This is a genomic window from Methylobacterium nigriterrae (genome assembly GCF_037106235.1).
Lineage (GTDB): Bacteria > Pseudomonadota > Alphaproteobacteria > Rhizobiales > Beijerinckiaceae > Methylobacterium > Methylobacterium nigriterrae.
In genome coordinates this window covers 1-19,595 of sequence record NZ_JBAWTG010000087.1, presented here as the reverse complement: position 1 = coordinate 19,595, position 19,595 = coordinate 1, and the positions used below count along the sequence as shown (strand labels likewise).

At 64.3% G+C, this 19,595-nt stretch carries 14 protein-coding genes; 10 read left to right on the top strand and 4 right to left on the bottom strand.

Features of this window, described 5'->3' with window-relative positions; all coding sequences use genetic code 11:
- Positions 1 to 1,263 precede the first annotated feature (1,263 nt).
- Positions 1,264 to 1,599 (bottom strand): hypothetical protein, encoded by a 336-nt coding sequence (locus WDW90_RS26980; protein WP_336490598.1) that lies wholly within the window; start codon positions 1,597 to 1,599, stop codon positions 1,264 to 1,266.
- A 263-nt stretch (positions 1,600 to 1,862) separates the two neighbouring features.
- On the opposite strand from WDW90_RS26980, the gene WDW90_RS26975 reads away from it, so the two are divergent.
- Positions 1,863 to 4,406, top strand: coding sequence for a TonB-dependent receptor (locus WDW90_RS26975; protein ID WP_336490597.1), 2,544 nt, complete (start codon positions 1,863 to 1,865; stop codon positions 4,404 to 4,406).
- Between the two features lie 183 nt (positions 4,407 to 4,589).
- On the opposite strand, the gene WDW90_RS26970 is transcribed toward WDW90_RS26975, so the two are convergent.
- The gene (locus tag WDW90_RS26970) at positions 4,590 to 5,324 is read right to left on the bottom strand and encodes a hypothetical protein (protein ID WP_336490596.1); all 735 of its coding nucleotides are present in this window, start codon (positions 5,322 to 5,324) and stop codon (positions 4,590 to 4,592) included.
- A 412-nt stretch (positions 5,325 to 5,736) separates the two neighbouring features.
- Here WDW90_RS26970 and WDW90_RS26965 point away from each other — a divergent pair, with 412 nt between their 5' ends.
- Entirely contained in the window at positions 5,737 to 6,006 is a 270-nt protein-coding gene (locus tag WDW90_RS26965) for a hypothetical protein (RefSeq protein ID WP_336490595.1), read from the top strand.
- Between the two features lie 630 nt (positions 6,007 to 6,636).
- Here WDW90_RS26965 and WDW90_RS26960 read toward each other — a convergent pair.
- Positions 6,637 to 7,650, bottom strand: coding sequence for a zinc-dependent alcohol dehydrogenase family protein (locus WDW90_RS26960; RefSeq protein WP_336490594.1), 1,014 nt, complete (start codon positions 7,648 to 7,650; stop codon positions 6,637 to 6,639).
- A 350-nt stretch (positions 7,651 to 8,000) separates the two neighbouring features.
- Here WDW90_RS26960 and WDW90_RS26955 point away from each other — a divergent pair, with 350 nt between their 5' ends.
- A complete protein-coding gene (locus tag WDW90_RS26955) occupies positions 8,001 to 9,908 on the top strand; it encodes a PAS domain S-box protein (RefSeq protein ID WP_336490593.1) in 1,908 nt (635 codons plus the stop codon).
- On the top strand, positions 9,905 to 10,270 hold the full coding sequence (locus WDW90_RS26950; RefSeq protein WP_336490592.1) for a response regulator: 366 nt from the start codon (positions 9,905 to 9,907) through the stop codon (positions 10,268 to 10,270). Before WDW90_RS26955 ends, WDW90_RS26950 begins: the two co-directional genes overlap by 4 nt.
- Positions 10,271 to 10,291: 21 nt before the next feature.
- On the opposite strand, the gene WDW90_RS26945 is transcribed toward WDW90_RS26950, so the two are convergent.
- On the bottom strand, positions 10,292 to 11,161 hold the full coding sequence (locus tag WDW90_RS26945; RefSeq protein ID WP_336490591.1) for an HWE histidine kinase domain-containing protein: 870 nt from the start codon (positions 11,159 to 11,161) through the stop codon (positions 10,292 to 10,294).
- Between the two features lie 50 nt (positions 11,162 to 11,211).
- Here WDW90_RS26945 and WDW90_RS26940 point away from each other — a divergent pair, with 50 nt between their 5' ends.
- The 6 genes from WDW90_RS26940 to WDW90_RS26915 all read left to right on the top strand — a co-directional run.
- The gene (locus WDW90_RS26940) at positions 11,212 to 11,952 is read left to right on the top strand and encodes a Crp/Fnr family transcriptional regulator (RefSeq protein ID WP_336490590.1); all 741 of its coding nucleotides are present in this window, start codon (positions 11,212 to 11,214) and stop codon (positions 11,950 to 11,952) included.
- Between the two features lie 1,272 nt (positions 11,953 to 13,224).
- Positions 13,225 to 15,285, top strand: a complete 2,061-nt coding sequence (locus WDW90_RS26935; RefSeq protein WP_336490589.1) for a GAF domain-containing sensor histidine kinase — start codon at positions 13,225 to 13,227, stop codon at positions 15,283 to 15,285.
- The gene (locus WDW90_RS26930; RefSeq protein ID WP_336490588.1) at positions 15,282 to 15,689 is read left to right on the top strand and encodes a response regulator; all 408 of its coding nucleotides are present in this window, start codon (positions 15,282 to 15,284) and stop codon (positions 15,687 to 15,689) included. Before WDW90_RS26935 ends, WDW90_RS26930 begins: the two co-directional genes overlap by 4 nt.
- Positions 15,686 to 16,951 (top strand): adenylate/guanylate cyclase domain-containing protein, encoded by a 1,266-nt coding sequence (locus tag WDW90_RS26925; protein WP_336490587.1) that lies wholly within the window; start codon positions 15,686 to 15,688, stop codon positions 16,949 to 16,951. Before WDW90_RS26930 ends, WDW90_RS26925 begins: the two co-directional genes overlap by 4 nt.
- Before the next feature lie 1,143 nt (positions 16,952 to 18,094).
- A complete protein-coding gene (locus tag WDW90_RS26920; protein WP_336490586.1) occupies positions 18,095 to 19,312 on the top strand; it encodes an ABC transporter substrate-binding protein in 1,218 nt (405 codons plus the stop codon).
- A 54-nt stretch (positions 19,313 to 19,366) separates the two neighbouring features.
- Positions 19,367 to 19,595 (top strand): hypothetical protein (locus tag WDW90_RS26915; protein ID WP_336490585.1); only part of this gene is annotated, 229 nt, incomplete at its 3' end.

The window sequence follows — 19,595 nt, the reverse complement described above, 5'->3', positions numbered from 1 at the left end:
GCGCTCCAGGTGGTGTCGCTGTTCAACCCGAACTACCTGCACCTTGACCACGAGGGTCGCTACTTCGACGCAGACCAGGGTTGAGCGGTCCCGCCCCTGTATCGGTTCCGTAATACCCTACCTGCGAATGCCCGCTTCCAGCAGGATACCTGCCTCTGTGAGCCGAACGACCTAACTTCCGCTCATGGCGCAATCCGGGCCTATAGTCTGGGCCGTTGCAACGGCTGCTTTCGGTCTGCCGAGACGATAGCGGGTTACGGCCGGAATGGGCGCATAACGGCCGTTCAGGACGCGTCTGGGCGACGCCGCACTGAACCGGAATAGGTGGCCTCGCTGAGGTCCGGCGTCTTGGCGGCGCAATGCGCTGCAGACCCTCGCTCCTCTGCCAGAGGCACGGTCGATAGCTGGGCGGCTGCCGCTCTTGATGAGCGGCCGCCGAGTCCTGTTAGCGTCGCGACCGCGGGTGAGTATCTGCGCTCAACCCCAAGTACCTCCCTGGCGCCGCCTACGCCCAGAGGGCAAGTCGGCTGGTCGAGAGCGGTCGTACGGTGATGTGGGCGTGTGGGTTGAGCCCGAAGAGCAGGGTGATCTTGGCCAGCCCACGCTCACGATGCTCTGCGCTCAACCCCAAGCACTACCAGCAACTGCGGATCGGCCGTGTAGCCTGGGCGCCCATGCTGGCGATCGAAATGGTCTTGTGAACCCTACACGCGAAAGGTTGCGCCCGGGTAGACGGCAGTAGGCCGGAGTAGCGTCGGCAGGGATAGTGTGTGGTTGAGCGCAGAGCGAGCGCGTAAGTTTATCCTCGTTCCCGCCGCAGGCACCGCATTGAGTTCGAGGGCCAGAGGGTATACGGCCCGATGGGTCCCCGGCCCGTTTTTCTCAGGCTTTGGAGCACTAACCGGAACGACCGAGATTGGCCGTGAGCGGCCCGTTCGCTTCGGGCGGAAGGTTCGGGAAGCGGACGTTCAACGCAGCTCAGGCAGATGTCTTGAAGTGGCCCAAATCGGTCCTTCACGACGCGTGTGAGGAATGTCCGGTCGCAGGCGTTTTCCGTTCAATTGATTTCCTAACTGGGTTTCCTGACACGGGTGAACGAGGGGCAGGGACGCCGGGCAGGACGCAATCCGAGTGGAAGGTTTCCCGTCGTTTTCCTTACATAGCAGTCTGCGATGGTTGGAACGTTCCACTAGGGCAAGCCCTATTGGAACGCCGGTACGCTGGATCGGATAGAATTCGGCGGGCGCAAACGTCGCGTGTTTGTCATCGATCGCGACGGCGTTGCACCAGCCATCTCGGGATCGTGATCATCTCCACCCGCGCGACTTTACCGGACAGGTCCGTGATGGACAGCTCCAGCCGGCGCCCATCATCCAGGCGCAGCACAATGTCCGGGATCAACCACCGCACTGTCAGGGCTTCCGGATCTCCTCGGAGCAGACCGTAACCGTGGAGCCCGAACTGTGTCTTCCCCACGAACAGTTCGCACTCGACTCTCAATGGGTCCAAACTCGCCGACAGGAGCCGGCCGCGGCCTTTGAGGCGCTTCACAATGCGTGGGTGGGTCGGCTCAGCGAAGTCTGAGTAGCTGCAGGCCATGGGCTCACGAAGGCCGAACGTTCCGCCTTCGTCGTACTCCTTGCCAAGTGCGTTGCCTATTTATCCCGCCCGTTTTTGCCACCTCGTCCCGGCAGCATTGCAGAAGCAACCCAAACTTGTTGCTTCACCGACACGACAGCCGGAATTGAATCGCCTGTTTGGATTAAGTGCTGGAAATCAGATGCGAAATTCAGCTCGGGTGGCTGCCTAAAATCTCGCCTTGGCCGTAAGCCGGTGGGCCAGAACGCTGAGGGGAAACACACATGAAGGCGCTGCGCGGCAGCTTGATCGCATCGGTGGCGCTGATGCCGATGGCAGCTCAGGCCCAGCAATCCGTTACGCTGGGGGAACTGAGTGTCGTCGCGACGACGCCGGTGGGCTCGGCCGCCGGCAGCGGCGCACCGGACGTGTCCGTGCTCGGTGTGCCCGGCGGTCCGTCGCTTCAGGTGCCCTCGACGGAGCGCCTGCGCGGCGGCGCCCAGCCCCTCTACAAGATCCCCAGCACCGTCGAGACGGTAACCGCCTCCGACCTCGCATTCGACCGGGCGATCCTCAGCACGACCGAAACCCTGGCCCGCCGCGTGCCGGGCCTCAGCCTGTCCGATGCTCAGGGCAACAACAACCGCCTCGACATCTTCTATCGCGGCTTCCAGGCCTCGCCGGTCGCGGGCGTGCCGCAGGGGCTGGCCGTCTACCAGAACGGCGTGCGCATCAACGAGGCCTTCGGCGACACGGTCAACCTCGACCTGATCCCGTCGGTCGCCATCAACCGCATCGACGTCGTCACGGGCAATCCCGTCTTCGGCCTCAACGCGCTCGGCGGTGCGCTCAACATCCAGATGAAGAACGGCTTCCTCTGGCAGGGCACCGAGGTCACAGCCTCGGGCGGCTCGGACGGGCGCATCAACGGCTCGCTCCAGTACGGCAAGATGATCGGCCCCTGGAGCTTCTACTTCGCCGGCGAGGGCCTGAACGACCGCGGCTGGCGCTACCTGAGCCCGAGCACCATCGGCCGGATCTACTCGGACCTCGGCTACCGCACGCCTGACTCGGAGTTCCACGTCATCGGCCAGTTCGCCCGCACCTTCTACGGTGCGACGTCGGCAACGCCGGTCGACTTCACGCATGTCGACCCGCGGGCGATTTTCACCAATCCGCAGACGATTACGAGCGAACTCGGCACCCTCCAGGTCACCGGTCGGGTCGACCTCTCGCCGACCTGGGACCTGTCCGGCAACGCCTACTTCCGCCGCTTCAGCCAGACCCTTGTCGATGGCAACGACGGCAACTTCGAGAACTGCAGCACGCGTTCGAGCTTCCGCGGCCGGCTCTGTTACGAGGATGACGGTTTCACCCCTTCGGCCGGCCAGTCACAGCTCGCCTTCCGCAACCAGTTCCTGATCCTCGGCCGCGGCACAGGCCCGACTGGCATCCCGTTCACGCCCAACGTGCCGTATGCCACCCTCGACACCACCAAGACTGAGGCGACCGGCTACGGCGGCTCGCTGCAGGCGGCCAACCGCGACAAGGTCTTTGGCTTCAACAACAGCTTCGTGGTCGGCGGCTCGATCGATGTGGCCAGCTACAGCTTCAAGTCGTCGAGCACGCTCGGCGTGATCAATCCCGATCTGAGCGTCACCACGAACCCGAACAACCCGTTCTACGGCACCATCCCAGGGCTCGGCACCGAGTATCTGCGCACGGCCGGGGCGCTCGGCATCGCGCCCTCGAACGTCAATGGCTCGAACCTCTACATGGGCCTCTACACCACCGACACGATCGACCTGACCGACGCGCTGTCGCTGACGGCCGGCGCACGGCTCAACTTCGCCCGCATCACCACGCAGGACCTCACCGGCTTCTCGCCCGACGTGACGGGCACGCACTACTACAACAAGATCAACCCGCTCGCCGGCCTGACCTACCGCTTCACGCCGAACTTCTCGCTCTATGGCGGCTACTCCGAGTCGAACCGCGCGCCAACGCCGCTCGAACTCGCCTGCGCCAATCCGGACCGGCCCTGCCTGCTGCCGAACTCGGTGGTTGCGGACCCGCCGCTCAAGCAGGTCACCGGCCAGACCTACGAGGTGGGCTTCCGCGGCAGGCTGCCGGACTTCTACGACGGCGGCCTCGTGAACTGGAAGGTCGGCGCCTTCCGCACGGATCTGGCGAACGACATCATCCAGCTCGCCACGCCCGGCAACGCGGCGCGCGGCTACTTCATCAACGTTCCGGCCACCCAGCGCCAGGGCGTCGAGGTTGGGGCCGAGTACGTCTCCGACTGGCTCTCGGTTTACGCGAACTACGCGCTGATCGACGCCACCTTCCAGTTCACCGGCACGCTGTCCTCGCCGAACAACCCGCTCTCCGACGACGGTGCCATCTTCGTCCGACCCGGCAACAAGGTGCCGCTGGTCCCAGCCCACCAATTCAAGATCGGCTTCGACGTCGAGGTGCTGCCGCGCTGGCGCGTCGGCCTCGCGCTCCAGGCCTACTCGTCGTCCTACTACCGGGGCGACGAGTCGAACCTGAACCCGAAGCTGCCGCCCTACTACGTGCTAAACCTCAACACGACCTACCGGGTGGACCAGAACCTGGAGCTGTTCGGGTACGTGACCAACCTGACCAACAACCGTTACGCGACGTTCGGCACGTTCGCGGAGACGGGCCCGGTGAACAACGTCCTGTCCATCAACAACCCGCGCACGACGACGCTGGCGCAGCCGCTCTCGATCTACGGCGGCATCCGCTACACCTTCGGTGAGGCGCCCGCACCGATGCCGGAGCCCCTCATCCGCAAATTCTGATCCTTACGGGTCTGAAGGGCGGCGTCGGGCTCCATAACGCCCAATCGCTTGTGGGTCCCCAGCCTTCTTCAATTGCGAATTGTCGACGTGTTTGAGCGTGAGAGGCAGGGGCCATCATCGTCCCCTCGGCGGCCGATCGCAGCGGTCCAGAGGCTTTCCGTCCCTGCGCCGTTGCGTTCTGGCTCAGGCGATCCGGATTGTCTCGGCGAGGAGCTGGTCGAGCGCCGCCCTGAAATCAACTTGAGTGTCCGTGGGCAGGCTTTCCCGCTGTCGGATTGGTGAGTGAAGGTGGGCGTCAGCGATGTTGCGCAATGCCTTCTGCAAATGCTCCATCGACTTTTTGAACGATGAGCCGGCACCCCCGTAGTTAGATACGACCTCGATAAAGGTCTTATGCCCGAAAACCGGCGGCACATGGTCGATGATCGATCGCACTAGCATGGCGACGGCATGGTGGCATTCGTGTTCGTGCGCGATGTTCAGCTCGCTGCACAGCTTGATCAGCTTGGAAAAATCGAAGGACTCGCTCTGAAGCATCTGCAGCCGGTAGATGCGCTCGGAGTTTACGTAGGGTGGCCTGGTCGCAGCCCTGGCGGCCTCCAGTGGAGCAGCGCGTGCCTTGCGCTCAATTGTTCGGATCGCGCTATGGAGGTGGGCTTCGACCTCGGTGACGCAAGCGAGCGATGGGCCTCCCTGGAAACCACCGGTGCCGTTACCGACCGCATAGATGATGTTCATGGTGAACTGGTTGGCCGGGCCTAGAGTGTCCTCGAGAATTGACCTGGCTTCTGCCTCTAGGGCAGAGAACCTGGCTTGATCATCGGTGCGCAGGAACCACTCGCCGTTACCCTCAACAAATCGTCCCTTCATGGACGCCAGTTCGTTGGCCATGCCTTTCAGTTCGTCGAGGTCAGTCACGTCCAGATCCTGCCTTCGCAGGCCCGACTATACTGGCTAGCGGTGCGGTCGGCGTCGGTACTGTGCGATTTTGGTCGGACCACGCACATTTTTCTCCGTGCTCAACCCCTGAGCAAATCAGCTACAGCGCACCGACCGTAGATCCTGCGCGCCCATGCTGGCGATCGGATCGGCTTGGCGATACGACAAACGCAGGATCGCGGCCGAGTTGGCGTCAGGAGGCCGGGTCCGCATCAGTGGGCTTCTTAGCAAGGTGCCGCTGCGCCTCGGGCTGGTGCCAATTTCGTGCTGGGGCGCCATCAAGGCGGAGTTTCGCGAATGGTAATCATCCTCCGAATGTGAGGCTCGATAGCGGAACCTGCCACAAGCTTGGCCGTTGCAGTTGTGCATTCACTCTACGTGGGGTCATGCGGTGGCGCTGACGGGTCGGTTCTGGTTCAAAAAAACATGGAGCGGCAAGCTCATCCTCTTGGTCGAGGAGAAGAAGCCGCGCCGGTTCAAGCGCGACGCGTTCACGCTCCGTTGGCGCGAGGCCAAGCTGCTGGATCTCGCGGAGGCTCCTATGCAGCCGCTGATGGATCTCGGGCGCATCGCGCGGCCTACGCCTGGCAGCCGCAGGTTCTCCGGCCTGCGCATTGTCGCGCCGTCCTCGGAGACGAACCCGTCCGCGAAATCGGCCTAACACCTATACCCAAGACGCACTGACCGACAAAAAGCGGTCGTTGCCAGCGAGATCGAAGCCAGGTGGAACGCGATCAGCGTCGCGGCCATTCTGTGAGCGCTGCGACCGCGGACAACTGTCTGCACTCAACCTCCAGGCTCCCTACCAGACCCCTCTACACCCGGACGGCGAGTAGACTGGCGAGGAGCTGCACCGGGGCGAGTTGGTCGGGCGGCTTGAGTAAGGAGCACACTGCGGCCTCGCCGCCCCACGCACATTGTGTTCTGCGCTCAACACCGGGCATAGCCAGCGGCAGAATCTCAGCCATGGAGCCTGTACGCATATACTCGCGACAAGTCGGCAGAAGGCAGAACAGGCAGGCTCGTGGCTGAGTAGGCGTCAGGAAGTTGGGGGTGGGCCGGGTGGCTTGATGCTGAGCGGTTGAGTGCAGAGCGGATGCATGAGTGTATCCTTGTCCGCGCAGCAGGCACCGCCCTGAATTCGAGGGCTAGGGGGTACACTGCCCGATGGGTCCCCAGCCCTTATTCCTCCAACGCAAAGCGGCATTCAATCTCATGCCGCCGCGAGAAGGGAGGCACATTGAAGCGGAGGCCGAGGACCGCTCAGCTCCTCACCGCCCAAGCTCGGCGATCACCACTCCACGCAGATCTTGCCGAAATGCGCACCGCGCTCTTGATGGCGGACCGCGTCTGGCAACTGTTCGAACGTGAAGCTGCGATCGATGACGGGACGTATGTCGGACAGGTTCAGCGCGGCCACGAACTCCTGCTGTTGGCGGCGACTCCCGACGATCAAACCTTGAAGCCGGGCTTGCTTGGTCATCAGCTGCGCGGTGGGCACGTCGCCGCTGAGGCCGGTCAGAACGCCGATCAGCGAGATATGTCCGCCGACCCGCACCGCCTCTATGGATTGCGCCAGTGTGCCGGGGCCGCCGATCTCCAGGACATGATCAACGCCACGGCCGCCGGTCCAGTCGCGGGCCCTTGTCCCCCAGTCCGCATGCTGTCGGTAGTTGATGACGTGATCTGCGCCGAGTGCCCTGGCGCGCTCGAGCTTCTCATCGGATGACGAGGTGATGATCACGGCCGCCCCCATGAGCTTGGCGATCTGCAGCGCGGCAATTGCGACGCCCCCGGTGCCGAGCGCCAGCACGACGTCGGCAGCTTTGAGACCGCCGTCCGCGACCAAGGCGCGCCAGGCCGTTAGAGCTGCGGTCGTGATGGTGGCGGCTTCGGCATGGCTCCAGCCTCTGGGCGCATGTGTGAAAGCATGAGCCGATCGCACGGCATGAGATGAGGCGAAGCCGTCGATCCCGTCGCCCGGCACGCCGGCAAAGCTTCCCACCGGTGCCTGCGGCAGGCCATCTTGCCATTGGGGAAAGAAGCAGGAGACCACGTAATCGCCGGGCTTGAACTCCGTCACGCCTGAGCCGACGACCTCGACCACGCCCGCACCATCGGACATGAGCACACGACCGTCTGCAGCCGGAAACTGGCCGGTTGCGACGAGGAGGTCGTGGTAGTTCAGGGAGGTGGCGTGCACCGCGACGCGGATCTCACCCGGCCCAGGCGCGCCGGGGTCGGAATGCTCGATGATTTCCAAGCAATCGAGGCCGCCCGGCGCACGCATGACGAACGCCTTCATCTCTGCTCTTTCCCTCTCACCACGAACGAGAGCGCCTCGTGCGCTTCGGGAGGTACATAGGCTGACGCGGAGATGCGCAAGGTGGAGCGCGAATCGGATTCCTGCTCAATGAGGGGTCGTTCCAGGAAGTCTTAGACGCGCCACGAACGCGCGTTCCAAAACCGCAGAGGCATGCACTTGGAACGGGCTTTGGGTGTGTCTGGAACGTTGCACACGGGCAAGCTCTATTGGAACGGACTTGGACCCAGCGCCGGCTCGCGCGTTCACACAGGTGGTTGAGGTGCTGCGCAGGTTCTGGACCGTAGTTCCTCGCTGACGAGCGCCTGATCGCTCAGTGCCGGGGAGCTGCGATGCCCAGCCAAGAGCAGATGATGAAGCGCCAGCGGGTGCTGGCCGACTTCGGCGAGTTCGCCCTGCGCAGCGAGAACCTCGATGAGGTCCTTGCCGAAGCCTGCCGTCTCGTCGCCGAAGCACTCCGCACCATCCGCGCCAAGGTCCTGGAGATCCAAGAGGACGGGCAATACCTGCTCGTGCGCGCCGGCGTCGGTTGGGATCCCGGCATCGTCGGTCGGCTGCGGCTGCCCATGAGGGAGCACTCCTCCGAGACCTTCGCAATCAAGGAAGGCACGCCCGTCATCACGCAGGACATCCGCACGGAGGAGCGCTTCGAGGTCCCCGAGTTCATGAGACAGGCCGATGTGGTGGCACTGGCCAACGTGCCGATCTTCGTGCCGGGCAAGAAGCCCTACGGCCTGCTGCAGGTGGACGCGACCGAACCGCGCGAGTTCGGCACCGAGCACACCGAGTTCCTGCGCACCTACGCCACCATCCTGGGGCCGGTGATCGACCGCCTGCAGAAGGTGGGCCATCTACGCGCGACCGAGGAGCGTTTCCGCCTCGTGGTCGAGAACGCCCGCGACTACGCCATCTTCACCGCCGATCCCGAGGACCGCATCACCGACTGGTACGCCGGCGCAGCGGACGTGTTCGGCTGGACAGCCGAGGAGGCTATTGGCCAGCCCGGCAGCATCCTGTTCACCCCCGAGGACCGGCAGGCGGGCGAGGACGACAAGGAGATCGACACAGCTCGCCGCGAGGGCTGGGCGCCGAACGTGCGCTGGCACATCCGCAAGGACGGCTCGCGCGTGTTCATCGATGGTAGTGTCACCACGCTGCATCATCCGGACGGCTCGTTGCGGGGCTTCCTCAAGGTCGGCCAAGACGTCACTGAGCAGCGCGAGGCCGATGAGGCGCTGCGCGAGAGCGAGGCCCGTCAGCGGGCGTTGATCGAGGGCATGCCGCAGCTCGTCTGGCGGGCTGGCCACGGCGGACACCGGACATGGTTGAGCCCGCAATGGAGCACCTACACGGGCCTGTCTTCGGAGCAGAGCCGCGGCCTTGGTTGGCTGGACGCGCTCCACCCCGATGATCGCGAGGCTGCCATAAGAGCATGGAGCGAGGCCGCGACCACAGGCGTGTTTAGCGCCGAGTACCGGATTTGCCACATCGCCGAGCGGAGCTACCGCTGGTTCGCCGTTCGTGCCGCGCCAGTGCGCGATAATCAGGGACGCATCGTCGAGTGGCTGGGCACCTCCACCGACATTCACGACCTGCGCGAGCTTCAGGAGCAGCAGGCCGTCGTCGTCGCCGAGCTGCAGCACCGCACCCGCAACCTCATCGCCGTCGTGCGCTCTATCGCGCAGCAGACCATGGCGGCGAGTTCCTCGCTGGAGGTGTTCCAGAGCCAGTTCAACGACCGCTTAGCCGCCCTCTCGCGTGTGCAGGGCCTGCTCTCCCGCGCAGACCAGGAGCCGATCACCATCCGGGCCCTGATCGAGAGCGAACTCGATGCGCTTGGAGCTGCGGACCTGCGGGAGCGCATCGTGCTGGACGGCCCTGCCGTGACCCTGCGCAAGGGCAGCGTGCAGACCTTGGCGCTGGCGCTGCATGAGCTGGCCACCAACGCCCGCAAGTACGGCGCGCTCGGCAGCGATCAGGGGCAGCTCACGGTTAGGTGGCGGGTCCCTGTGCCGGAGGGCGAGGGCCGGCGCTTGGCTCTGGAGTGGGTGGAAGAAGGTATCGGCGGATTGTCCGATGAGCAGAGCCTGATCCGGCGCGGCTACGGGCGCGAGCTGATCGAGCGGGCGCTGCCCTACGTGCTGCAGGCCAGGACGAGCTACGAACTCGGCGCGACGGAACTGCGTTGCTCCATCGACCTGCCGCTCAGTGACGGAGCTGCCTGGGAGAGTAAGCCATGATGTCTGCCACCACCCCGCTCGCCGGCTGCCGCGTGCTTGTCGTGGAGGACGAGTACTTCATCGCCGACGACCTGCGCCGCCAGTTCGCGGCATGCGGGGCGGAGGTGCTGGGTCCCGTGCCGCGGGTGGAAGAGGCGCTGGCGCTGATTGCGAAGACGCCCAAGATCGACGGAGCGGTGCTCGACATCAACCTGCAGGACGAGATGGTCTACCCCGTGGCCGAGGCCCTGCAGGCGCGCGGCGTGCCCTTCATCTTCGCCACCGGCTACGACAAGACCATGATCCCGGCCCGCTACGCCGGCGTGCGCCACTGCGAGAAGCCCCTGGAGCTGGCGCAGGTCGCCACGGCGCTGTTTACCTGACAGCCCGCCACGCCGGTCGGCTCAGTTGGTGAGGTTCGCCTCCTCCGCAACGATCCGAGCGGTCAGGGGCAGCGCGATCGTGCAGCTCAAGCCGGTCGGCGCGAAGTCCAGGCTGACCTCAGCCTGCAGCTCGTAGGGCAGTACGCGCTCCAGCAGCGTCAGGCTGAAGCCCCGGCGCTCCGGTGGCGAAACAGGCGGGCCGCCCCGCTCGCGCCACGTCATCACAAGGCGCGGCTCGGGACCGTCCTCGCGCTGCCACGACACGTTGATGCGCCCCTCCTGACGGGTGAGCGCCCCGAACTTGATCGCGTTCGTCGCCAACTCGTGGAAGGCCAGAGCGAGCGGGCTCACAGCCTGGGGCTGCAGCAGGATGCGGGGACCGGACAGGTCCACCTGCTCGCCCTCCTTGGCATGGTAGGACAGAAGCTCATCCGAGATCAGCGTGTGCAGGCCGAGCTTGGCGCGCGGATCGACCACCATCGCACCATGAACGCGCGCGAGCGCGGTGAGCCGCCCGTCGAGGTACATCGCGTAGTCCTCGACGCTCTCGCTGGTCTCGCCCGAGCGCCGCGCGACCGAGCGCACCACCGCCAGAAGGTTGCGCACCTGGTGCTGCAGCTCGCCCACAAGCTGATGTTTCTCGTCCTGCAAGGCGGCGCAATGCCTCTCGGCGTCGGCCAGCTGACGCTCGGCTTCGTCAGCCCTGGCAGTCGCCTTCTGCAGGCGTTGCCGCAGATCGGTGTCGTTGGCGTCCAGCGTCGCCTCCGAGAGTAGCCTCCTGACGGAAAGCCCGAGTGGATGAGGCCCGTTCCGGACGAGGCCAGTTCCCGTACGGACAACCTCATCAAGCACAACGCCGGTCTGGCCGAAATCAACTGCGTTGCTTCTCACACGTTGATCCTGGAGCCATGCAGCTCAGCCTGTGACGAGGGAGAGGGACCATGCTGCCGCCCGATCACGGCCTGACTATGCTCCTGCGCAAGCTCGACAGCATCGGCCGGCTCACGGCCGAGGAGCGGCAGGCCATCGAGAGCCTGCCGGTGAAGACGCGGGTTCTCGATCCCTGGCAGGACCTCGTGCGCGAAGGTAACCGACCCAGTCTGTGTGGCCTCGTGCTGAACGGCTGGGTTTGTCGCTACAAGATGCTCAGCATGGGCCGGCGCCAGATCCTGTCGTTCCACATCGCGGGCGACGTGCCTGATCTGGAGAGCCTGTATTCGGAGGTGATGGACCACGGCATCGCCGCGCTCACCCGGGCGACTGTGGCCCTCATCCCTCACGAGAGCCTGCGCGAGCTGATCGCGCACTTCCCAGGCCTTGCGGCGCTTCTCTGGCGCGACCTCATGGCCGATGCAGCCACCTACCGGGCGTGGCTCACAGGTGTGGGGCGTCGGCCGGCCTATGAGCGCATGGCGCATCTGTTCTGCGAGCTGTACCTGCGGCAGCAGGCGGTGGGGCTCGGTGGCGAGCACCGCTGTCCGTTTCCGATCACGCAGATCGACCTGAGCGACGCGCTCGGCTTGTCGAACGTGCACGTCAACCGCGTGCTGCAGGAGATGCGCGGCCAGGGGCTGATCAGCCTGCGCGGTGGCACCCTCGTGATCGAGGAGTGGCATCGTCTCGCGGCGGTCGCGGAGTTTGACCCCGCGTACCTGCATCTACGCAACGGAAGCGCCGCCTGACAGGCTCCATAATGTCCAATCCGCGAGGGTCCGCTTCAAAGCACACATCGGCCGTTGAAATTGGGCTGACCGAATGTCCGCTCGTGGCGCGAAGCGGCCATTCAGGGCGCGTCCGGGGCGGGGCGCGCTGAACCGGAATCGGTGGCCTCACTGACGTCCAGCTCCTTGGCGGCGCAATGCGCTGCAGACCCTCGCTCCTCCGCCAGAGGCGCGGTCGTTAGCTGGGCGGTTGCCGCGCTTGATGAGCGGACGCCGCGTCCTGTGGAGCGGCGCGACGCAGGTGAGTATCTGCACCCAACCCCTGATACTTCGCCGGCGCCCCCTACCCCCACAACGTAATTCGGCTGCTCGGGAGCGGTGGTGGGATTATGTGGGCGTGTGGGTTGAGCCCGAAGGGAAAGATGATCTTGGCCAGCCCACGCTCACGATGCTCTGCGCTCAACTCCCGAGCATAATCAGCAACGGCGCGCCGGCCGCAGATCCTGCGCGTGCTTCGATAGGCGATCGACAGGGCTACGCGAGACAGCACGCGGAGGATCGCGGCTGAGTAGACGGCAGTAGGCCGGAGCTGCGTCGGTAGGCGTGGTGCGGGTTGAGTGCAGAGCAATCGCTTAAGTTTATCCTCGTTCCTGCCGCAGGCACCGCATTGAGTTCGAGGGGCAGAGGATATACTGCCCGATGGGTCCCTGGCCGGCTTTCCGCAGTCTTGGGAGCACTAACCGCAACGATCGAGATTGGCCGAGAGCGGCCCGTTCACTTCGGGGCGGAAGGTATGGGGAGGCGGACGTTCAGCGCAGCTCAGGTAGATGTCTTGAAGTGGCCCAAAGTGGGCTCTGGCAAGGTCCGCTGCCGGGCGATCTGATCGAGTGAGCCTGAGCGATCTGAGTTGGCCGACAGCCACCCGGCCGGCCTCCGGAAGGTGACTCACCGGCCCAGACCCTAGCTTCGCATTCAATCGGTCGCGAGAAGGGCCTGACCTGGACTGACTTATTGCGGCTAGAGCCAAGCTCGTCCCGGCGGCGTACTCATTCGCACACATACTATCTCGGGCTTCTCTGAGCCGTGCCTAGCCCGTGCTTTTCAAACAAAGATATAGACCCGCGCGCCACGTCGACGACGTTGCACGCGGGTGTTCGCCTCTAAACATGCCTGAGAATACAGCCGCTCTCACAACTGCATGGCTGGAGCCCATATCACCGCTGCCAGACGAGCCACGATCAGCTCGAGTGCTTATGGACAGAGATAGAGATTGATAGCACTGTAATCCCAGGCTTGGCCACTCATCCCCGCCGCGCGCACCCGCCGATGCACCCACAAGATCATCCTATCGACCTGCGCACTGAGCTGATTGAGCGCACAGAGGAGCGGGACCGCGCCCTGCATCAGCTCGCAGCGATATCGAATGTCCTGAAGGCGATCAGCGATCCGTCCTTCGAGCTGATTTCGGTCCTGGAGGTCATAGCCCAGTCGTCTGCGGAACTGTGCGACGCCGATGACAGCACGATCTTCCTGAGGCGGCAGGACGAGGACGGAGACGCCTTCTATGGTGACGCCAGCTGGGGCACGACGCCGGAATTCAAAGCATTCATGGCCGCCAACCCGCGGCGGCTTTGGCACAAGTCCCTCGTGCCAAAGGTTGTCGCCGCCCGCGCCGTTGTGCACATACCCGACAAGCTCCTTGATCCGAATTATGCCTTCCCCGGCGCGAGCCAGGCCCGAACGGGGTCCGGCATCAGCGACTCCCGAGCTTTGCTCGGCGTCCCGATGTTCCGCAACGGCGTCATCGAGGGCGTGTTCTCGCTAACACGCAAGGAGCCCAAGCCATTCTCGGCCGAGCACATCCAGCTGGTCCGGACGTTCGCGGACCAAGCTCTGCTGGCGATCGAGAACACGCGCCTGTTCCACGAGGTCCAGACACGGACCGCGGAGCTGGATCAGTCACTCCAACAGCAGACCGCAATGGCCGAAGGGCTGAAGACAATCAGCCGCTCGGCCTTCGATCTCAGGTCGGTCTTCGATACCCTGATTGAGTCGGCGACTCGGCTCTGCGACGCTGCGAGCTGCATCCTGTTCAGGCGTGAGGGCGACAAGCTATACCTCGACACGAGTTTCGGCGGCCAGCCCGACTTCATCCGGTGGCACATCGAGAACCCTCTCCCTGTCGCTGAGTTCAGCATCGCGGGGCGCAGCGCTCTCCTTGGGCAGACCATCCACGTATCAGACATTGAGCTAGATCGGGATTTCTCTATTCAGACGTCCATAATTCAGGCATCCGTCAATCTTGGTGGTTGGCGATCTATTATGGCAGTCCCTCTGCTGAGACGAAACAAGGCAGTCGGCGTCCTAGTGCTTGCACGGCCAGCAGCGCGTCCCTACACGCCGCAGCAGATCGAGCTGGTCGAGAGCTTCGCCGATCAGGTCGTCATTGCAATGCAAAACGCCGAGCTGTTCGGTGACTTGCAGGTCCGGACCCAGGAACTCTCGCGCTCGCTCGACGATCTGCGCCGTGCCCAGGATCGCCTCGTCCAGACTGAAAAGTTGGCCTCCCTCGGCCAGCTGACGGCTGGCATCGCGCACGAGATCAAGAACCCGCTCAACTTCGTGAACAACTTCGCTGCCCTGTCAGGCGAACTCATCGACGAGCTGCGCGAGGTGCTCCAGTCTGTGCCTCTCGACGCGAAAACCCACGCGGAGGTCGACGAGGTCGCTGCCCTGCTCAAGAGCAACCTCGCCAAGGTTCTGCAGCACGGCAAGCGCGCCGACTCCATCGTCAGGAACATGCTCCTTCACTCGCGCAGCGGCTCAGGTGAGCGCCGGCTCATCGACGTCAACGCTTTGGTCGAGGAGAGCCTACATCTCGCCTACCATGGCGCCCGCGCCGAGAAGCCGGGCTTCAACGTCACGCTCGCTCGAGACCTCGACCCCGCCACGGGGACCGCCGAACTCTACCCGCAAGAAGTGAGCCGGGTGCTTCTCAACCTGATCGGGAACGGGTTTTATGCCACCGCCAAGCGGCAGGCCGAGTGCACGGAGCCAGGCTACGAGCCAACACTCACCGTTGCAACGCGCGATCGCGGCGATCATGTGGAGATCCGGGTGTGGGACAACGGCACCGGCATTCCGGACGAAATTCGGGCGAAGATGTTCGACCCGTTCTTCACCACTAAGCCCGCTGGCGAAGGCACGGGCCTCGGCCTGTCGTTGAGCCACGATATCGTCGTGAAGCAGCACGGCGGCACGATCGACGTCGATACCCAAGCGGGTCGGTTCAGCGCGTTCACGATCGTGCTGCCCCGCGATGCACGGCCTGACCAGCCAGAGGGGCTCGCATGACTGTTCTCATCCTGGTTGTGGACGACGAACCCGATGTCACAGACCTATTCCGTCAGCAGTTCCGGCGGGAGCTGCGGAACGGCTGCTTCGCAATGGCCTTCGCCCAGTCCGCGACAGAGGCTCTAGAGGCTCTGCAGCATGTCACCGCCTCGGCCGGGGCGAGCCTGATCTTGATTTTCTCCGACATCAATATGCCGGGTATGTCTGGCTTGGAGCTGCTGCCGATCGTGCGCGCCGCTCGCCCCGACGTGCCGGTCATCATGATCACCGCCTACGGCGACGCGCAGACGCGCGAGAAGGCTATTGCTGGCGGGGCCGCGGGCCTCCTGACGAAGCCAATCGACTTCGACGCCTTGCGCGCCGAGATCGACGCACGTCTCGCCGCGTTCGCGGGGACCGCATGAGCGTCGAGACCCCACGCGCAAAGATCCTCGTCGTCGACGACGAACCTGACCTCGAAGTCCTCGTCGTCCAGAAGTTTCGGCGCCAGATTCGAGATGGGCTCGTCCATTTTTTGTTCGCGCAGGACGGGCACGAGGCGCTCGCCTTAGTGGCTGAGCATGCGGACATCGACATGATTGTGTCGGACATCAACATGCCGCGTATGGACGGGCTGACGCTGCTGGCCAAACTCCAAGAGGCGGACGATAAGCCCTCGACCATCATCGTCTCGGCCTACGGCGACATGGCCAATATCCGTACAGCCATGAACCGCGGCGCCTTCGACTTCCTCACGAAGCCGATCGACTTCGCCGACCTCGAGACGACGATCGAGCGGACGCTGCGCCACGTTGCGGCCCTGCGCGAGAGCCGCCGCCGCCAAGTGCTTGCCGAGCGCGCGCATGCCTCGCTCTCGCGCTACTTCTCACCCAATCTCGCCGAGCGGCTCGCATCCGATCCGTCGGGGCTCGAACTGGGTGGGGTGCGGCGCGAGGTGGCCTCGCTGTTCACTGACATCGCAGGCTTCACGTCGCTGGTCGAGAGCGTCGATCCGGCCCGGCTCGCTGACATCCTGAACGACTATCTCTCGGCGATGACCGACATCGTCTTCCTGCACGAGGGGACGGTGGCCAAGATCGTCGGCGATGCGATCCACGTTCTGTTTGGTGCTCCGGGGGACCAGCCGGACCATGGCGCCCGAGCGGTCGCCTGCGCCCTGGCCCTCGACGAGACTGCCGAGGCATTCCGTGTGCGCTGGCGGGCGAGAGGGATCGAGGTAGGTGAGACGCGCATCGGCGTACACGCGGGACCCGCGATCGTCGGCAACTTCGGCGGTAACCGCTTCTTCGACTACACGGCCTATGGGGACACCATCAACACGGCGGCGCGCCTGGAAGGCGCGAACAAGTACCTCGGGACGCGGATCTGCGTGAGCGCCCAGGTCGTGCTGCGCACCGACCGGTTCCGCGGCCGACCCGTCGGCGATCTCGTCCTGCGCGGCAAACAGGAGGCGCTACGCGCCTTCGAACCGCTAACCGTGGCAGCCTACGACGAGCTAACGCTGAGCCGCTATCAGGAGGCGTTCGCCAAGCTTGAGGCCGGCGATGCCGCCGCCATGCCGGCATTCGCGGCCCTGGTCGGGACACGACCGGACGACACATTGGCCGGCTTCCATCTGCGGCGCCTGCTGAACGGGGCCTCCGGCACCCAGCTTCAGGTGATTTGATGGTTCGTCCGTCTCGCTGAGGGCCGTTTTGAAGCTCGGAGCGGATTGGTTTGGCCGACCGAGATGGGCACAAAGCCGAAGGTCCGCTTTCCGGCCTAGAGCCAGGGTCCGGAAATGGCGCGAAGCGGCCGATCATGGCGCGTCCGGGCGGCGCCGCGCTGAACCGGAATTGGTGGTCTCACTGACGTCCAGCGCCTTGGCGGCACAATGCGCTGCAGACCCTTGCTCCTCTATCAGAGGCGCGGCGATAGCACGGCGGCTGCCGCGCTCGATGAGCGACTACTGAGTCCTGTGGAGCGTCGCGACCGTGGGTGAGTATCTGCGCTCAACCCCGAGCACTATCAGCAACTGTGGGTCGGCCGTGTAGCCTACACGCTCATGCTGACGATCAGGTTGGCTTGGCGACGCGGTACCGCGGGATCACGGGCGAGTATGCGTCAGTAGGTCGGAGCAGCGTCGGCAGGGATAGTGTGTGGTTGAGCGCAGAGCGAGCGCGTAAGTTTATCCTCGTTCCCGTCGCAGGCACCGCACTAAATTCGAGGGCCAGAGGGTATACTGCCCGATGGGTCCCCGGCCCTTTTCCTTAGGCTTGGGAGCACTAACCGGAACAACCGAGATTGGCGTGAGCGGCCCGTTCAATTCGGGGCGGAAGGGTATGGGGAAGCGGACGTTCGGCGCGGCTCAAGGGAAGGCCTCAGAGTGACCCGAGCCAGCCCCTCACGACGCGTGTGAGGAATGTCCGACCGCAAGCGTATTCCGGACAATTGATTTCCCAACAGGGTTTCCTGACATGGATGCTCAAGGGGCCAGGGCGCCGGGCAGGACGCAAACGGCGTGCATGGTTTCCCGTCGTTTTCTAGACAGCCAATCCGGCCGGGCGAAGCGCGCTTCAGTAGGTCTTTGGGGTGTTGTTGGTAAGGACCGTTATCCGCTGACCGGATCCTAGCCTTACGGACAGAGTTTCTCGGTCAATCCCTGCTGTCCGCATGGGCATGCCCTAGCGGACAGATCGACACCAGAAGGCATGTTCGTCATGCGCGGCACCAGTAATAATCGTGCGGTTCCAAGCAGTGAAACTTCCCGGACTGGACAGCGCCTCTTCACTGTCACAACCTCTTCAACAAGGTGACCACGGGTGCCAAAATGTTGAGGCAGCTTATCCTTGTTGTTGCTGTGATTGCCTTCCTGACTGAAGCAGCCGCATCCCAGACAGCCGTTAAGATTGGCGTGCTGAACGATAGCTCCGGCGTCTACTCTGACTCCGGAGGTGCCGGCTCAGTTCTGGCCGCGCGCATGGCGGCCGAGGACTTTACGTCGTCGAGACACGGCCTCTCGGTTCAGGTCGTCTCCGCCGACCACCAGAACAAACCGGATGTCGCCGCCGCCATCGCTCGACAATGGTATGATCGCGATGGGGTCGACGCGATCTTCGACCTGCCGCCGTCCTCCGCTGCGTTGGCCGTCAACCAGATCACGCGCGACAAGAACAAGGTCTTCGTCGCCTCTAGCGCTGGCACGGCCGACCTCACCGGCTCGCAATGCACGCCCAACACCCTGCACTGGACCTATGACACGGTCGCCCTCGCCAACGGCACCGGCAGCGCGATGGTCAAGCGCGGCGGCGACACCTGGTTCTTCATCACCGCCGACTACACCTTCGGCTATGTGCTCCAGCACGACACCACGGCCGTCGTCGAGAAAAGCGGCGGCAGGGTCGTGGGGTCGGTCAGAGCGCCCTTCCCGAACTCCGATTTCTCCTCGTTCCTGCTGCAGGCGCAGGCCTCGAAGGCGAAGGTCATTGGGCTGGCCAATGCTGGACGGGATACGGCCAGCGCGATCAAACAGGCAGGTGAGTTCGGCATTCGGCAGAGCGGGCAGGCACTGGCGGCCCTGCTGATTTCCTTGGCTGAGATCCATGCGCTCGGCCCGGCCGTGGCCCAGGGGCTCGTGCTGACGGAAGCCTTCTACTGGGACCTGAACGACGCGACCCGCAGCTTCTCGGACCGCTTCTCCAGGCGGTTCGGTGGCAGGAAGCCGACGGCCTATCAGGCTGGGGTCTACGCCAGTGCCCTGCATTACCTGAAGGCGGTCGAGGCGGTGGCCTCACCGAAGGACGGTGCGGCGGTAGTTGCCAAGATGAAGGAGTTGCCGACCGACGACCCGCTCTTCGGCAAGGGCGAGATCCGGCCGGACGGGCGCAAGATCCACGACATGTACCTGTTCGAGGTGAAGCCCCCCGCCGAGTCGACGGGCGAATGGGACCTCTACAAAGTGCTGGCCACCATCCCCGGCAGGGAGGCTTTCCGGCCGCTCAACGAGGGCGGCTGCCCGCTCGTCGCGATGTCTGCCGCTCACCGCTGAAGACGATAGACGGCTGACGTAGAACCAAGGATCTCTGCGCAGGCGGAGTTGGATATGGCGGAAGGTGCAGATCGGGTCTCAGACAGAAGTGCAGCAGACGAGGTGCTGCCCTGGCGGCGGCACTTCCCCGATGTGGCCGACTGGGACGGCCCGCTCGAAGTCATGACGCTCACCGATCTGTTGGCTGATCCTCCTCTGAATGAGTGGACACCTCTGCTACGCTCCCATGGGGGCTGGAAGGTGTCTGATGGGGACAACGAAACGAACGTTCACGCCGGAGTTC

Coding starts and splice junctions, on each gene's coding strand:
- WDW90_RS26925 (WP_336490587.1), top strand. CDS start 15,686: ATGAGCGTCGAGACCCCACGCGCAAAGATCCTCGTCGTCGACGACGAA.
- WDW90_RS26940 (WP_336490590.1), top strand. CDS start 11,212: ATGCTGCCGCCCGATCACGGCCTGACTATGCTCCTGCGCAAGCTCGAC.
- WDW90_RS26920 (WP_336490586.1), top strand. CDS start 18,095: ATGTTGAGGCAGCTTATCCTTGTTGTTGCTGTGATTGCCTTCCTGACT.
- WDW90_RS26975 (WP_336490597.1), top strand. CDS start 1,863: ATGAAGGCGCTGCGCGGCAGCTTGATCGCATCGGTGGCGCTGATGCCG.
- WDW90_RS26980 (WP_336490598.1), bottom strand. CDS start 1,599: ATGGCCTGCAGCTACTCAGACTTCGCTGAGCCGACCCACCCACGCATT.
- WDW90_RS26955 (WP_336490593.1), top strand. CDS start 8,001: ATGCCCAGCCAAGAGCAGATGATGAAGCGCCAGCGGGTGCTGGCCGAC.
- WDW90_RS26960 (WP_336490594.1), bottom strand. CDS start 7,650: ATGAAGGCGTTCGTCATGCGTGCGCCGGGCGGCCTCGATTGCTTGGAA.
- WDW90_RS26930 (WP_336490588.1), top strand. CDS start 15,282: ATGACTGTTCTCATCCTGGTTGTGGACGACGAACCCGATGTCACAGAC.
- WDW90_RS26950 (WP_336490592.1), top strand. CDS start 9,905: ATGATGTCTGCCACCACCCCGCTCGCCGGCTGCCGCGTGCTTGTCGTG.